12 protein-coding genes and 1 pseudogene are annotated in these 14,722 nt (G+C 44.8%); 1 reads left to right on the forward strand and 12 read right to left on the reverse strand.

Annotation, left to right across the window (positions count from 1 at the left end; all coding sequences use genetic code 11):
* Positions 1-445: 445 nt before the first annotated feature.
* From LG34_RS09135 to LG34_RS09180, 10 genes are all read right to left on the reverse strand, one after another.
* Positions 446-1,147: a response regulator gene (locus LG34_RS09135; RefSeq protein ID WP_109215804.1), complete on the reverse strand. Its 702-nt coding sequence runs from the start codon at positions 1,145-1,147 to the stop codon at positions 446-448.
* Positions 1,140-3,833 carry a sensor histidine kinase gene (locus LG34_RS09140; protein ID WP_109215805.1) on the reverse strand — a complete coding sequence of 898 codons (2,694 nt, stop codon included), beginning with the start codon at positions 3,831-3,833 and terminating at the stop codon, positions 1,140-1,142. Before LG34_RS09140 ends, LG34_RS09135 begins: the two co-directional genes overlap by 8 nt.
* 218 nt (positions 3,834-4,051) lie before the next feature.
* Entirely contained in the window at positions 4,052-4,423 is a 372-nt protein-coding gene (locus tag LG34_RS09145) for a hypothetical protein (protein ID WP_109215806.1), read from the reverse strand.
* A gap of 36 nt (positions 4,424-4,459) precedes the next feature.
* Positions 4,460-5,107, reverse strand: a complete 648-nt coding sequence (locus tag LG34_RS09150) for a potassium channel family protein (RefSeq protein ID WP_109215807.1) — start codon at positions 5,105-5,107, stop codon at positions 4,460-4,462.
* A gap of 10 nt (positions 5,108-5,117) precedes the next feature.
* Positions 5,118-6,449, reverse strand: a complete 1,332-nt coding sequence (locus LG34_RS09155; protein WP_109215808.1) for a TrkH family potassium uptake protein — start codon at positions 6,447-6,449, stop codon at positions 5,118-5,120.
* Between the two features lie 112 nt (positions 6,450-6,561).
* Entirely contained in the window at positions 6,562-6,972 is a 411-nt protein-coding gene (locus tag LG34_RS09160) for a CBS domain-containing protein (RefSeq protein ID WP_109215809.1), read from the reverse strand.
* A 1-nt stretch (position 6,973) separates the two neighbouring features.
* Positions 6,974-7,582, reverse strand: coding sequence for a potassium-transporting ATPase subunit KdpC (gene kdpC / locus LG34_RS09165; RefSeq protein ID WP_109215810.1), 609 nt, complete (start codon positions 7,580-7,582; stop codon positions 6,974-6,976).
* A gap of 13 nt (positions 7,583-7,595) precedes the next feature.
* A complete protein-coding gene (gene kdpB, locus LG34_RS09170) occupies positions 7,596-9,665 on the reverse strand; it encodes a potassium-transporting ATPase subunit KdpB (protein WP_109215811.1) in 2,070 nt (689 codons plus the stop codon).
* Positions 9,666-9,680: 15 nt separating this feature from the next.
* Positions 9,681-11,495, reverse strand: a complete 1,815-nt coding sequence (gene kdpA / locus LG34_RS09175) for a potassium-transporting ATPase subunit KdpA (RefSeq protein ID WP_109215812.1) — start codon at positions 11,493-11,495, stop codon at positions 9,681-9,683.
* Positions 11,496-11,682: 187 nt separating this feature from the next.
* Positions 11,683-11,874 (reverse strand): hypothetical protein, encoded by a 192-nt coding sequence (locus LG34_RS09180; RefSeq protein WP_109215813.1) that lies wholly within the window; start codon positions 11,872-11,874, stop codon positions 11,683-11,685.
* Positions 11,875-12,190: 316 nt separating this feature from the next.
* Here LG34_RS09180 and LG34_RS09185 point away from each other — a divergent pair.
* Positions 12,191-12,259, forward strand: a pseudogene (locus LG34_RS09185) (XRE family transcriptional regulator); the annotation flags it as partial.
* Positions 12,260-12,716: 457 nt separating this feature from the next.
* Here the strand turns inward: LG34_RS09185 and LG34_RS17140 are convergent.
* Entirely contained in the window at positions 12,717-12,959 is a 243-nt protein-coding gene (locus LG34_RS17140; protein WP_242979850.1) for an N-6 DNA methylase, read from the reverse strand.
* Between the two features lie 156 nt (positions 12,960-13,115).
* Positions 13,116-14,615: a response regulator gene (locus tag LG34_RS09195; RefSeq protein WP_109215826.1), complete on the reverse strand. Its 1,500-nt coding sequence runs from the start codon at positions 14,613-14,615 to the stop codon at positions 13,116-13,118.
* Positions 14,616-14,722: the final 107 nt, after the last annotated feature.

Consider the following 14,722-nt stretch of genomic DNA (forward strand, 5'->3'; position numbering starts at 1 on the left):
ATGGAACGATAATGCCGATGCAATGTTATACTTGCCCGGAGGAGGAGCAATGCTTTTTTTATTGGTGAAGATCGTGAGTGCTGCGTAAAACAAAAATGGACATGGCGCTACCTCCACGATACCGCCGCATTCTCAAAAAGGGTGACTTTAACACACCCTCCGATTTCTCATTTTTCATAAGGGAAACGGCGGCAGAAATGTTTGGTTTCAACCGCCGCGACATCTCAAGCGCAAATCATCGCTGTTAAATAGCAACGGTTGACCAAAAAATGTAAACTGTCAACATCGGAATTATGTCTTGCCGTACAACGCCTTTTCCTTGTCCATTTTCAATAAATGTAGCAAGTGTGGTATTGATTTCCTTTCCAAATAACAAAAAATGATTATGACAATCCGAAACTCAATCGTCTATTTTTCATAGAGAACACTGGCCGTCCTCATAGCGTTATTCTATTTTCATCATGCGGTAGCCCACACCAATATGTGTTTGAATATATTGTGGAGATTCCTCTGTTGGCTCCAGTTTTTTTCGCAATGTTGCCATAAATACCCGCAGCGAAGCCACATCGTTATCCCAACTGCGGCCCCAGATATTTTGTGTGATAAAGGTATGGGTCAGTACCTTGCCGACATTCTTGGACAGCAGACACAACAGCTTATACTCAATGGGTGTCAGGTGAAGTTCGTTTTCATCCAGATAAGCGCATCCCCCAGCATAATCCACTTTCAACTTACCATTCACAAATACAGAACTGGCAGTAAGCATCTCTGCCGTCATCAGAGAGAGTCTTCGCTGCGTCACCCGAAGTCGTGCCAGCAGTTCTTCTACCGAAAAGGGCTTTGTCAAATAATCGTCCGCTCCGGCATCCAGCGCCTTGATTTTATCGTTATCCTCGCTTCGGGCGCTGATTACAATAATCGGAACATTGGACCAAGAGCGAACCGTTTGAATGACTTGAACGCCATCCATATCCGGCAAGCCCAAATCCAGTAAGATGATTTCAGGATTGTGCGATGTGGCCTCCATAATGGCTGCCGAGCCATTAGGTGCTACCACATAACGATAATCATTTGTTTTTAAAGTGGTCGTAATGAGATTTCGTACAGACGGGTCATCCTCAACCACTAATATCAAAGGTTTATTCATGAAGTTCTACCTCCCCTGCAGGTAATGTAAATTTAAAAGCAGTGCCATTTGGCTGATTGTCTGATACGGAAATCGTGCCGCCGTGGGCGGTCACAATGGACTTACAGAGGGACAGCCCCAATCCAAGGCTTCTGCGGCTGTCGACCACTTTATTGGCCCCACTATAAAACATATCGAAAATACGGGGTTTCTGCTCATCGGGAATCCCAGGGCCGTTGTCGGAAACAGAAACCGTGACCCATTGCTCTTTTTGATCGGTGTGTATTTCAATTACTGAACCGACAGGGGTATATTTGATGGCGTTGTCAACCAAATTGATAATCACCTGAACGATCAGCTTCGCGTCAATGTGGGCAAGGATAAAGTCTTTACCGCTGGTCACACGAATGGTGTGTTCTTTACTTTTTCTGTTGATGTGCTTCAGCGCTTCAGAAACGACCTCATCCATGAGTTCGATACTCCGAGTTAGATTGACCTGTCCGCCCTCAATTCGTGTGACTGCTAACAAATTTTCAACCAGATTGATTAGCCACATGGAATCGTCATAAATATCAGTAAAGGTCTGCTCCCGTAGTGCATCGTCCATTTTTTTATAATTTGCAAGCAAATTGTCTGCGCTGCCGGAAATCGCTGTCAAAGGCGTCCGAAGATCATGGGAGATTGCCCGCAGCAGGTTGGCACGAAGTTGTTCATTTTGTGCCAGGACAGCCGCTTCCTCCTTCTCCTTGGCATTTTTGATGTTTTCCAGCGCCAATGCGCACTCGCCAAGAATGGAAAGAAGCACGCTATTTTCAAAAGAGTCCAATGGAGTACCGTTCACAGCAATACCAGCTACTCCATATACATTCTGGTTAACCCGAATCACAAGGTATAGACACTTTGCACTGGATAATGTATCAGTCGCTGCTCCTGCGTGTTTGTTATTTCGGAAGGCCCAATCGGCGACTGCTTTCTCATTCTCAGAAATTAAATCCTCTTGAGTGCTATTAACAGTACGAAAAACGTTGGGGGTGGCAAGTTCTTTACCATCAGACAGGTAGACGACGATATCTTTTTTCAGCAGCTTCATGAGCTGCCCTGCCGTAGCGGTGATTACCGCATTCTCATCCTGTTCTTTTTGCAAAAGCTGGTTGGTTTCAAAAAGAATCTTTGTACGGTAAGCTGTATGAGCAGATTGTTTCGCATTTTCTTTCAGCCGGGTAGCGAGAGATCCGGAAAGCAGTGTTACTATAAACATAATGGTAAAGGTAACAATATAGTTTGGATCGTCAAAATGGAATGTCAGTCTCGGAGTGGTAAAAAAGAAATTGAAAACCAGCACACTGACAACCGAGGTCAGAATCCCGCACAGTCGGTTGGTTGTGATTACAGCGGTCACAAGTACGCCTAATATGTAAACTGCGATAATATTACTCTCCGTGAACCCAAGAGCATCAAAGCCACAGCCAATCAGTGTAGCTGCCAGCAGTACGATGATACTCTTCAGAACATCACGCAGGGGCATCGCATCTACCTGCGCCTTTCTCTTTTTTTCCTGATAGCTGGTTCCTGTGCTGGCATCCGGTATCACATGAATATCCAGATTAGGTACGCTGGAAATCAGGCGTTCCGTCAAGGTGGGCTTGCTGAAAATATTCTTTCGTGCAATGGTACTTCGTCCAATTACGATTTTTGAGATGCCGGAAAGACGGGCAAATTCCGCAATCTGATAAGGCACGTCATCGCCATAACTTGTCTCAATCGCAGCGCCAAGTTGCTGGGCCAGACGCTTATTATCCTGCAAACGCTTTTTATCATCGTCACTCATCGCCGCTGTATTTGGCGTTTCCACATAAAGAGCGGTAAATGTTCCCCGAAAGGCTCTTGCCATCCTTGCAGCTGTCCGAATGATTTTTGCGTTGGATGGCGACGAGGAAAGACATGCCAGAATGCGCTCGTCTGTATGGTAATCGCCTCGGCTCTGTACTCTGGCGCTTTCCGTCAGCAAGTTCACCCGGTCGGCGCACCGACGGAGGGCGATTTCCCGCAATGCGGTGAGATTTTCCAGCGTGAAGAAATTAACTGTTGCCCGCTGCGCCTGATCTTCCCTGTACACATTTCCACTTGCCAGTCGTTCCAGCAACTCCGCAGGCTCAATATCCACCAGTTCTACCTGATCTGCTTGATCAAAGGTGGAATCCGGAATGCGCTCCCGCACAAGAATTCCGGTGATAGAGGCTACTGTATCGTTGAGACTCTCGATATGTTGGACATTTACAGTCGTATAGACATCAATTCCAGTATTTAGCAGTTCCTGAACATCCTGATACCGCTTCGTGTGCCGACTGCTTTCGGCGTTGGTATGGGCAAACTCATCCACCAGTATGAGCTGGGGATTTCGCTTGAGCGCAGCATCAATATCAAATTCACGAAGGGTCATTCCTTCGTAAGCAACTTGTTTCACAGGAAGCTGCTCCAAGCCGTCCAGAAGTGCCATCGTCTGGGGTCGGGCATGGGGTTCTATGTATCCAGCAACCACATCAATGCCACGCTCCTTAGCCTGATGAGCCGCCTGAAGCATGGCATAGGTCTTTCCGACACCTGCGGCATAACCGAAAAAGATTTTGAGTTTTCCGCTTTTCTTAGTAGATGCATCGTTACGGATCGCACGAAGAAGCTGATCCGGATCTTGTCTTGGCAGTTCCATTTTAACCCTCCTATCTGTCACTCAAGCAAAAGCGATTCCCTTTTTCAATATTATAACACACAACGTCAAAACCTACATCTGCGACTAATCCACGGCAAATTTGTTCAGGCATCCAATGAAAAAATCGATGACAGGTGATTTTTTGGAATCCCTCCATAGTGCTATTTGTGTGATTTGATTCTGGGTAATCGGCTCAATGGGCAAGTCAGCATATTCCATCACAACTGGGGCGCAACGAAGAAGCACCATCCGTGCATTATAATGAGTTTTTTTGATATGTCTGTATTCTCTGGTAAAAAAATTATGTCCAATTTGTGTGTTTCCAGTTCTCTGCACAATTCACTTTCTTCTCCGCTGAAAATATGGATAGAGACATCTGGATGCTGCTTTCCGTAAGTCTCGAAAGTATCTGCGAGACCGCCTGCCATTAATGGGTTGGAAAAACCAATTCGCAAGCTGTTTTCGCCGTAAGTCAAAGCAGTTTCTTGTCTATTCCAATTGTTTTCCAGAAAAACATCCAGTTTATTCATCAGAAAATACCCAAAAATAAATATAGCTGATGTACTTACAAGTAAAATAACATCCTGCATGGATTCACCCCCCAATTCCTTTAATTTTTCTTGAAATCAAGTATGAAAGCACTTTTGCAAATTTCTGTTACTTCCCAACGCCAACATGGTATCTCCTGCTTTCAGCACTGTGTCTGAAGAAATAGATAACTCCAGCTTGCCACTTTTCTTGATTCCCATAATGTTAATATTGAATTTTTTACGAATATCAAGCTCTCCAATCGAATGGTCCGCCCAATCTTTGGGAATGGGAATCTCAAACATGGCATGATTTTCATCCAGTTCTATGTAATCGAGAATGTGATCCGCACTGTAACGGATTGCTGTCCACTTTGCGAGCTGTTTTTCCGGGTAGACTACTTCATTTGCACCGTTACGCAGCAAAAATTTTTCCTGAACATCAGTTGCAGCTCTGGAAACTACAAACATCGCTCCTAATTCGCTGAGCAGAGAAGTTGTTTCCAATGAACTTTGAAAGTTGTTGCCGATGGCCACAATGCATACATCATAGTTGCGAACACCGAGAGATTCCAAGAAATCGGCATTCGTACTGTCTCCAATCTGTGCATTGGTAACAAGGTGCAGAACAGCCTCTACACGTTCCTCCGAAGTATCTACCGCCATCACTTGATGACCCAAATGATTTAAGTGCAGGGCAATATGCTTTCCAAATCGCCCCAGACCAATTAGAAGAATTGATTTCATAATGTCTCCTTTATCCTACTGTTATTTTTTCCTTTGGTAGTTTTGAAACTTTCTTTTGTGCACTGGACAAGGCCGCAAAAATTAATGTAAGGCCACCGACTCGTCCAAAAAACATCAGCAGAATCAAAACACTCCGTGAGAGCAGATTCAGTTCCGGCGTAATTCCCAGGGACAGGCCAACTGTGCCAACAGCTGAGGCAGTTTCAAAAAGGCAGGTAAGCATGGGAAGTCCTTCGGAAACGCTGATGATAAGGCCACCGGTACAACATAACGTGATATACATAAGCGAAATTGTCGCTGCATTTTTTACGACATCATCATCAATGCGACGTCCAAAGAGGTTTGCATTTTCTCTGCGCCGAAAAGTGGAAATTGCCGTAGTAAGCAAAACAGCAATGGTTGTTGTTTTCAAACCGCCTGCAGTAGACCCGGGACTACCGCCGATCAGCATCAGCGCAATGGTGATAAATTGTCCCGCCTCACTCAAATCAGTTAATTCCACCGTATTAAAGCCAGCCGTTCGTGGTGTTACAGCTTGAAAAAGAGAAGATAAAAGCCGTTCCTTTCGGGTAAGATCAGCAAACTCAAAAAAATAAAAGTACATTGCCGAAACAATCAATAAAACCGCTGTGGTACAAAGAATCACCTTGCTCTGCATCCGATATTTGCGCAAATGCAATCGATTTGTCCGAATATCATCCCAAGTCAGAAAGCCGATGCCGCCAAACACAATTAAGAACATAATCGTAAAGTTTATGACGGGATTTGCTGCATAGCTGGTCAGGGAGGAAAAGGGAGTGCGCACACCCAATAGATCAAAGCCTGCGTTACAAAAAGCGGACACGGAATGAAACAGTGCCATCCAAAGTCCCTTTTTCCCGAAATCACGGCAAAACACCGGCGCCATCACGGCTGCACACAGCAGTTCCATCACCAGTGTCACCCTGACGATAAAGCCAGTCAGGCGAACGATTCCCCCTACCTTTGGCGCTGAAATCGCCTCCTGCATGGTACTGCGCTGCATCAAAGAAATCTTCCGACCGGAAATCATTGCAAAGGATGCGGCTACGGTAATAACCCCCATGCCTCCAATCTGAATCAGCAGTAAAATGACAAACTGGCCGAAAGCCGACCAGTATGTTGCCGTATCATGTATAATGAGTCCGGTTACACAGACTGCTGAAGTAGAAGTAAACAATGCCTCCGAGAAAGGCGTTGCCAGTCCGCTGCGACTGGAAAACGGTAGCATTAAAAGGAAAGTACCAAAAAGAATCACCCCGGAAAAACCGAAGATGATAATTTGAAACGAAGTCAACTTCCTTTTTAACAACACTGCCCTCATAACTGCAATCCTCCTTTATACCCCTTTATGTGCCCTTAATCATAAATCAAAGGGCGTAAAGAAGGTAAAAGAGAATGCGTATCTGTATTAAGGCCGTCTAAAGATGCAGGACTTATTCTTTTTTATCACGAGCTTGTGCCAGAAATTCAATCAGCCGTTTCCTTGTCAGAATCCCGCATAGAACATTCCGGCCATCAACGATGGGGACAAAATTCTGATTCAGCATTGAAGTTACAACCTGCTCGAAATCTGCATCTATTTGTAACGCAGGGCAAAAATCTCTGCGAACAATGCTGCCAAGTCGGTATCCCTCCTGTACTTTCAAGTCTGTTGTCTGGCAAATAAGAAGGTGGCGGAGGAAATCTCCCTCCGTCACGCTTCCAATATACTGTTCCTGATCATTCAGTACCGGGACAGCGGTATATCCATGTACCATAAACCGTTCCAATCCCTGACGAATCGTATCCTTTTCATGAAGAAATACAGTGGAGATTTTGGGAATCATGATTTTAGCTATGTTCATTTCACCCCTCCAGAATACCGTCCAGCATCAGATTGACTTCCAGCACATTGACGGTCTCTTCACCAAAGATGCCAAGGAATCGTCCGTCGGTGCAGTTTTGGATGATCTCACGCACTTCATCTTCGGTCATATCATTTGCCTTTGCAATGCGTGCTACCTGATATTCCGCTGCTGCCGGGGAAATATGGGGATCAAGCCCACTGCCGGAACAAGTAACAAGATCCACCGGAACAGCTGTTTTATCCATATCCGGGTCGGCAGCCCGGAGCTTTTCCACCCGCTCTGCCACGAGCTGTGCATACTCCTCGCTTGCCGGAGAGATGTTAGATGGGGCGGCATACATCAGCGCCTTTCCGTTTTCATCTGTATAGGTAGAAACATCGATATTCATAATGCGCCCCCACATATGGGACTCATCCGTATATTGCTGCCCCAGCAACTCACAGCCGTATTTTTTCCCATCTACTTCAATAATACTTCCATTGGCATTATCCGAGAAAATAAGCTGAGCAATTCCTGTGACAACACCCGTATAGATCACGCCGCACAGCAGAGTAAAGATTAAAAAGATCATACCTGCCTTTGGTAATACACTTTTTATTGTTTTCATGATATATCCCTCCTTATACCAGGCCGGTGAACACCAGCAGAACATCAATCAGTTTCACAAAGATAAAGGGAGCCGCCAGACCGCCCAGACCATAAACCAGCAGGTTCCGTGACAGCAGCTTTCCAGCAGCAACTTCACGATATTTCACACCTTTTAGCGCCAACGGAATGAGCGCAATAATGATGAGTGCATTATAAATAATCGCAGAGAGGACAGCGCTTTGCGGGGAATGTAGCCCCATAATATTCAGAGCAGACAGTCCCGGATAAAGTCCCATAAACAGCGCCGGAATAATGGCAAAGTATTTTGCCACATCGTTGGCAATGGAGAAGGTAGTCAGGCTGCCTCGTGTCATCAAAAGCTGTTTGCCGATGCGAACAATGTCGATTAGTTTTGTGGGTGAAGAGTCCAAATCCACCATGTTACCTGCTTCTTTTGCTGCTTGTGTGCCGCTGTTCATGGCAACTGCAACATCTGCTTGTGCCAAAGCCGGAGCGTCGTTGGTGCCGTCGCCTGTCATGGCGACCAAATGACCCTTGGCCTGAAAATCACGAATCATTGCCAGCTTTCCTTCCGGCGTTGCTTCCGCAAGGAAGTCATCCACACCGGCCTCGGCAGCAATGGCCGCAGCAGTAATCGGATTGTCGCCGGTGATCATAATGGTCTTGATGCCCATTTTCCGCAGATCTGAGAATTTCTCCTTCACACCCTGCTTGATAATATCCTTCAAATAGATAACACCGAGAATCTTGTGGTTCTTAGCCACAACTAAAGGTGTGCCGCCCTTGGACGCAATAGACTTGACAACACGATCACAGTCTGGAGAATACATTCCGCCTGCATGGGTCACATAACTCTGCATGGCATCTGCTGCGCCTTTTCGGATTTCGTTGCCGTCAAAGTCGACGCCGCTCATACGAGTCACGGCAGTAAATGGGACAAAGTGCATATTCTTGTCCTGAAGGCTTCTGCCACGAATTCCAAACTGCTCCTTTGCCAGCACAACAACGCTTCTGCCCTCGGGGGTTTCATCGGACAGAGAAGAAAGCTGAGCGGCGTCCGCCAGTTCCTGAATATCAACACCATCTACCGGAATGAACTCCGATGCCTGTCGATTGCCCAGGGTGATTGTTCCGGTTTTGTCAAGCATCAGAATGTCTACATCACCGGCGGCTTCAATGGCACGTCCACTCATGGCCAGAACATTTGCCTGGTTCAGTCTGGACATACCGGCAATACCGATGGCAGAAAGCAAGGCACCAATGGTAGTAGGAGCAAGGCATACCAGCAGCGCTACCAAAGTTGTTACAGAGGTTGGATTCTCAATTCCCGCCAGCTTTGCAGAAAAAATGGAATAAGTGTAGAGGGAGACTGTCACCAAGATAAAGATAATGGACAAGGCTACCAGAAAAATCTGCAAAGCAATTTCGTTGGGCGTCTTCTTTCGGGCAGCACCTTCTACCATCGCAATCATCTTGTCGAGAAAGCTTTCTCCGGCTTCGTTGGTCACTCTGACAACGATCCAATCCGACAGTACAGAGGTGCCGCCGGTTACAGCGCTGCGGTCGCCGCCTGCCTCACGAATTACAGGAGCGGATTCGCCGGTGATGGCGCTTTCATCCACAGATGCCGCACCTTCTATGACTTCACCGTCTGCCGGAATCTGCTCTCCGGCTTTGACAATCACCAGTTCCCCCTTTTTCAGCAGGGCGGATGGAACCACAGTCACGCTGTCCTTCTGCGATACGGAGGGAATTTTATGTGCGTCCACATCTTTTCGGGATGCCCGGAGAGAATCTGCCTGTGCTTTACCACGGCCTTCTGCAATAGCCTCGGCAAAGTTGGCAAATAGCACGGTAAACCAAAGTATAATGGCAATCGCCAGTGTATATCCGCTTGGAGCGTCTTTTAACCCGAACAGGGATACCACCCAAAGGATACTGGTCAAGATCGCAGACACAAAAACCAGAAACATGACTGGGTTTTTTGCCTGTGTTTTCGGACTCAATTTCACAAAAGAATCTTTCATTGCCCTGCCGAGCATTTTCCAGTCGGCAAAAGCGCTTTTCTGTTTTGTACGCATATCTGTAAACCTCCTTTACGTAATACTGCCAAAGAACTCAGCAAGCGGACCAAGGGCAAGCGCCGGGAAGAAGCTCAGCGCACCGATCAGCAATACCACAACAATCAGCAGGAAAACAAACATTCCATTTGTAGTAGACAAGGTGCCCGCAGTCGTGGCAATTTTCTTTTTCCCAGCCAGGCTGCCTGCGATTGCAAGTGTGCCGATGATGGGCAGAAACCGGGCAAAGAGCATCATCAGCCCCAGGCTTACATTCAGAAATACGGTATTCGCATTGAAACCGGCAAAGGCAGAGCCGTTATTGCCGCCACAGGATGAGTAGGCATACAGCATTTCAGAGAAACCGTGGGCACCGCCGTTATTCAGGCTATCCATGACAGAGGGTACTACAGCGGCAAGGCCGCTGCCGACTAGAATTGCAATGGGCGTTGCAAGGCAAACCAGTACCGACCATTTCATCTCATAAGGCTCAATTTTTTTGCCAAGGAATTCCGGCGTGCGGCCTACCATCAGACCGGCAATAAACACCGCCAGAATGGCAAAAGCAAGCATACCGTAAAGGCCGCAGCCCACGCCGCCGAAAATAACCTCGCCAAGCTGCATCAGCAGCATAGTCACCATACCGGCAAGCGGCGTGTAGCTGTCATGCATGGAATTTACAGAGCCGTTAGAAGCTGCTGTGGTGAAGGCTGCCCAGGTAGAGGACGCTGCAATGCCGAAGCGAGTCTCCTTGCCCTCCATATTGCCGCCTGCCTGTTCTGCCATTGACATATTGACTGCGCCGTTTTGTGCAAGCTGGGATGTTCCAACCTGTTCAGTAACGGCGATGCAGCCCAAGGCAACAACCAGACAGAGAAACATTGCCATAAAGATTGCAATACCCTGCCTCTTGTTCTTTACCGCAGAACCGAATGTGAAACACAGTGCCGCCGGAATCAGTAGAATGGAAATCATTTCGATCAGATTGGTAAAGGCATTGGAATTTTCCAAAGGATGTGCGGAGTTGACGCCCATATAACCGCCGCCGTTGGTGCCGGTCTGTTTGATTGCGACCTGGCTGGCCGCAGGACCCATCGGTACGAACTGCTCGGTGACGATCTGTGCATTCGAAACGATTTCGCCATCTACAGTGACGGTTTCGGTGTCTAAGTCAATTACCGCATCCTCAAGGATTTCGCCTTCTGCACTGACGGCAATCGGTTCTACAAGGGATACTGTTTCTGCACTTTTCAGGTTCTGAATCACGCCGCCGCCTACCAGCAACAGAGAAATGACCAGATTTAGCGGGAGTAGGATGTGAACCACAATGCGGATCAAGTCCACCCAAAAGCTTCCCAACCCGGAGGATTTCACCTTGATAAAGCCACGGATCAATGCAAATAGAACGGCGATACCTGTAGCTGCGGAAACAAAGTTCTGAACAGTCAGACCTAAAGCCTGAGTAAGATAACTCAATGTGGATTCACCGGAATATGCCTGCCAGTTTGTATTGGTAATGAAACTTGCAGAAGTGTTAAATGCCAAATCCCATTTCACACCGGAAAGATTCTGCGGGTTTCCGGGAAGAACTCCCTGCAGAAGTTGAAGCAGGAACAGAAAAACAAGCCCGATACCGAAAAAAATCATTACACTTACCGCATATTTTTTCCATGTCATCTGTTCTTCTCTGTCTACACGCATAACCTTGTAAATCAGGTTTTCACACGGTGTCAGAACTTTGGACAAAAAAGTTTTCTCGCCGCTCATGACGTTTTTTATGTATGCGCCAAGCGGAATTGCCAAAACAACCAGAATGGCAAGGTATAAAACATACTGAATCATGGTGCTCATGTCTGATCATCTCCCTTCATTAAAATATAGACATACCACAGCAGCATTGCTGCCGCACATACACCTATGAGTGCAATTAGCATTTGCATAAGATTCATCCTCCTTTTTTGTTGTCCCCCATATCATAAAACCTTTCCTCTAAAAATGGCATTAGTCATCTTTTGTGCGTTTAAAGATGAAATAAAGATTACAACCAACCCAAAAGCCATGCCATAGGAAAGGCGACAACAATCGTACTGATACAGACACACGCCAAAACCAGTAATGGCATTCCAACAAAAATGGCGATGAAGCCAAGTAGCGGATGATGCCAAATAAAGCGCTCCGCTTTTGCGTCAAATCTCTCTTCAAATCTTCTCGCCGCATTTGTAATGCTCATAATTGTTCACCTCATTTCTTTCTTGCAAGGCCATAATACCGCTTAAAGTATTAAGTGGGGAAAAGGGTCCTGCAATCGAAACTAAGATTGTATAAGTTTTTATAAAAAAAGAGACAGCCCCGGAGGTGAGGACTGACTCAGCCATATTATGATTCTATACAACAAACTCTTGTTTTTGATGTAGGAATGAATGTAATTCTATAATGTAGCGCTTATCATTGTTTTAAAATCGGTATAATCATACCTCTGTACAAGCATGATAAGGTTATTCCTTTGCAAGAATCGGAACGATACAATATTGTTGAGGTGAACGATTATGCCGATTGACGATTTAACCGCTTTGGGCCAAATAATGCGGAAGGCCCGAAAGGAAAAGGACCTGACACATCTACTCACCAGACTGCTCATATTCTTTGAACACGTTTTGAACACGTAACGATTAGACAGTGCGCCGAAGGCCTTTCTTTTCTTGATTTGCGTAGGGAACAATTTCTTCAAGTCCCATCTTCCGCATTACTTAATTTGGTGCAGAAGCCTTATAAATCAAGGGCACTGAAAAAGTCTAATTCTTCGAAAAAAGAATTAGGCTTTTTTAGTGCCCTTAAAATCAAAAGGTTTGTGGTGTTTATAAAACACCTATGTGATTGATGTATACGGAGAAAAAACACTTCCAGGCATACGTACAATTGTATGTACAGTCAAGCGGATATTCGCAATCCGCTTCGCTACTTGCTCATAACCGAATAACTGCTCCGCAGTTTATCAGAAGGAGCTTGCACTCCTCCTGATACAAGCAAGTCCCCACCCACTGCTTATTGCTTTTCGCAATTGAAGCAGGGGACTTACTTGATTCGGTTAAACTCAGAAAACAGTTTTGTTTTAATTGCTACTTTTGCATTGTCTGTTCCAAATAAAAATCCATCTGGCAGAATTACCGCTGCTCTACCATTTTCTTTTAAACGATACATGATAACTGACATAAAAAGATCTGCCGTCTCACTGCTTTTTTCAGAGCAAAGAACCTGCACTCGTCGTTTCGACAGTCCCCATTTTTCAGCTGTTTGACTGATTGAAAGATATTCCATGCCTTCATCTCCATATTATAGTGAGTTCACGATCAATTATGTTTCTATTTTTAAATTATAATCCCAAGTGCGAATAAAGTCAATTTCAGCTACCACTTTCAAAAAAAAGAGCGTATGGATTTGGTTCCATACACTCTATGATTGTAATCTTCATATTTATTTTACAGTGTCAAAATATCCAATGATTCCAATGTATCCATCCTTCTTTAAAGGCGACCACAATGTATGCAATTTCATTCTATACATCTGACTGTTATTATCCACCGTCGCTTTTATCGTGGCAGATATTTCTTTATTTTGTACAGATGTCTGATGTAATAAAACACGAATACATTGAACATCTTCTTCATTTACTCCAAATTCTTTGAGCAAATTGAATTTCGGATTATCTCTCTGACATAATATCTGATGTTCTCCGTTTAAGATAGTTAATTGGCCTGAAATTGCATTGTAATCAATTGAGTTCATTCCACTGTTTGATTTAAAGAAATCGATCTTTTCCTGCATGACCTTGACAACACTCTGTGAATAGTTTTGGCTCGGCAAAGATCTGTCGCTAAGTATTTCATTAGAAAGTCTCTGTACTTCATGGTAATAGCTATTTTCATCCATTTCCTTATCAAACATATTTGAAAATTGAAGCCTCAGTTCTTTCAAACATTTCAGAAGGATGGGGTTAAATTGTCCGCATTGCCCATCCAGGATCATTTGAATCGCTGTGTCATGATCAAATGCTTTCTTATAACATCTTTCACTTGTAAGTGCGTCATAAACATCGACAATTGATACCACCTGTGCAGAGATTGGTATTTCTTCACCTTTCAAGCCATCCGGATAACCCTTTCCGTCCCATCTTTCATGGTGCCATCTGCTGATTTCCCATGCGGTATGCACCAGTGGATGATCTTGTGGAAAGTCCATATCCTTAATTATAGCTGCGCCAAGCTCACTATGGGTTTTCATAATTTGAAATTCTTCATCGGTAAGTCTGCCTGGCTTATTCAATATTTCTTCCGGAATACGAATCTTACCAATATCATGAAGGGAAGAAGCAGTTGTAATCAAAGCAATATCTGTCTCTGTCAAAGGATAAGCATCTGTTACTTTTACCAGTTGTCTCAGCATCATCTCCGTTGCTGTTTTAATATGCAGGATGTGTTCTCTGCTCTCGCTGTTGCGGGATCCCAATATATTACTCATAATCTGGATCATGATGTTATTATTTTCTTCTTTTTCGTAAACCTGATTATAAACTACATTAATCAGATGCTTTTGATTCGCATAGAGCCCTAAAGTGTTTTGGACTCTTTTCTTTACAATCACAGAATCAAACGGTCGTGTGATATAATCTGTGATTCCCAGCTCATATGCCTTACGCATAGTATCAACAGCATCTTCAGAAGATATCATGATTACAGGAGTTTCAGCAATACACTGGCTTCTTTTCATTATTTTCAAGACTTCAAAACCATTCATCTGTGGCATATTGATATCTAAAAGCATCAGATCAATTCCAATATTTTCTCCTATCATCTGGATTGCCTGATTTCCGTTTTCGGCTTCCAGATAGTTATAAGCATCTCCAAGAATCTCCTTCAATATGTCCCTGTTAAATTTTGCATCATCTACAATCAGTATTTTTTGTTTTTTATCCACATTTTTCTTTCCTTTATCCACTCGTTTTTTATGATCTTCCAAGCACTTGATTCAAGGCAGAAAGTCATGTCGCATCACTTAATGCTACAGTCCCTTCTTAGCTTCAT

The sequence above is a fragment of the Eubacterium ramulus genome (assembly GCF_003122485.1).
GTDB lineage: Bacteria > Bacillota > Clostridia > Lachnospirales > Lachnospiraceae > Eubacterium_I > Eubacterium_I ramulus_A.

What these genes read in the sequence shown, in the direction of transcription:
- kdpA (WP_109215812.1), bottom strand. Translation starts at nt 11,495, where the DNA reads ATGAGCACCATGATTCAGTATGTTTTATACCTTGCCATTCTGGTTGTT.
- LG34_RS09155 (WP_109215808.1), bottom strand. Translation starts at nt 6,449, where the DNA reads ATGAGGGCAGTGTTGTTAAAAAGGAAGTTGACTTCGTTTCAAATTATC.
- LG34_RS09145 (WP_109215806.1), bottom strand. Translation starts at nt 4,423, where the DNA reads ATGCAGGATGTTATTTTACTTGTAAGTACATCAGCTATATTTATTTTT.
- LG34_RS09160 (WP_109215809.1), bottom strand. Translation starts at nt 6,972, where the DNA reads ATGAACATAGCTAAAATCATGATTCCCAAAATCTCCACTGTATTTCTT.
- LG34_RS09150 (WP_109215807.1), bottom strand. Translation starts at nt 5,107, where the DNA reads ATGAAATCAATTCTTCTAATTGGTCTGGGGCGATTTGGAAAGCATATT.
- LG34_RS17140 (WP_242979850.1), bottom strand. Translation starts at nt 12,959, where the DNA reads ATGGAATATCTTTCAATCAGTCAAACAGCTGAAAAATGGGGACTGTCG.
- LG34_RS09135 (WP_109215804.1), bottom strand. Translation starts at nt 1,147, where the DNA reads ATGAATAAACCTTTGATATTAGTGGTTGAGGATGACCCGTCTGTACGA.
- kdpB (WP_109215811.1), bottom strand. Translation starts at nt 9,665, where the DNA reads ATGCGTACAAAACAGAAAAGCGCTTTTGCCGACTGGAAAATGCTCGGC.
- LG34_RS09180 (WP_109215813.1), bottom strand. Translation starts at nt 11,874, where the DNA reads ATGAGCATTACAAATGCGGCGAGAAGATTTGAAGAGAGATTTGACGCA.
- kdpC (WP_109215810.1), bottom strand. Translation starts at nt 7,582, where the DNA reads ATGAAAACAATAAAAAGTGTATTACCAAAGGCAGGTATGATCTTTTTA.
- LG34_RS09140 (WP_109215805.1), bottom strand. Translation starts at nt 3,833, where the DNA reads ATGGAACTGCCAAGACAAGATCCGGATCAGCTTCTTCGTGCGATCCGT.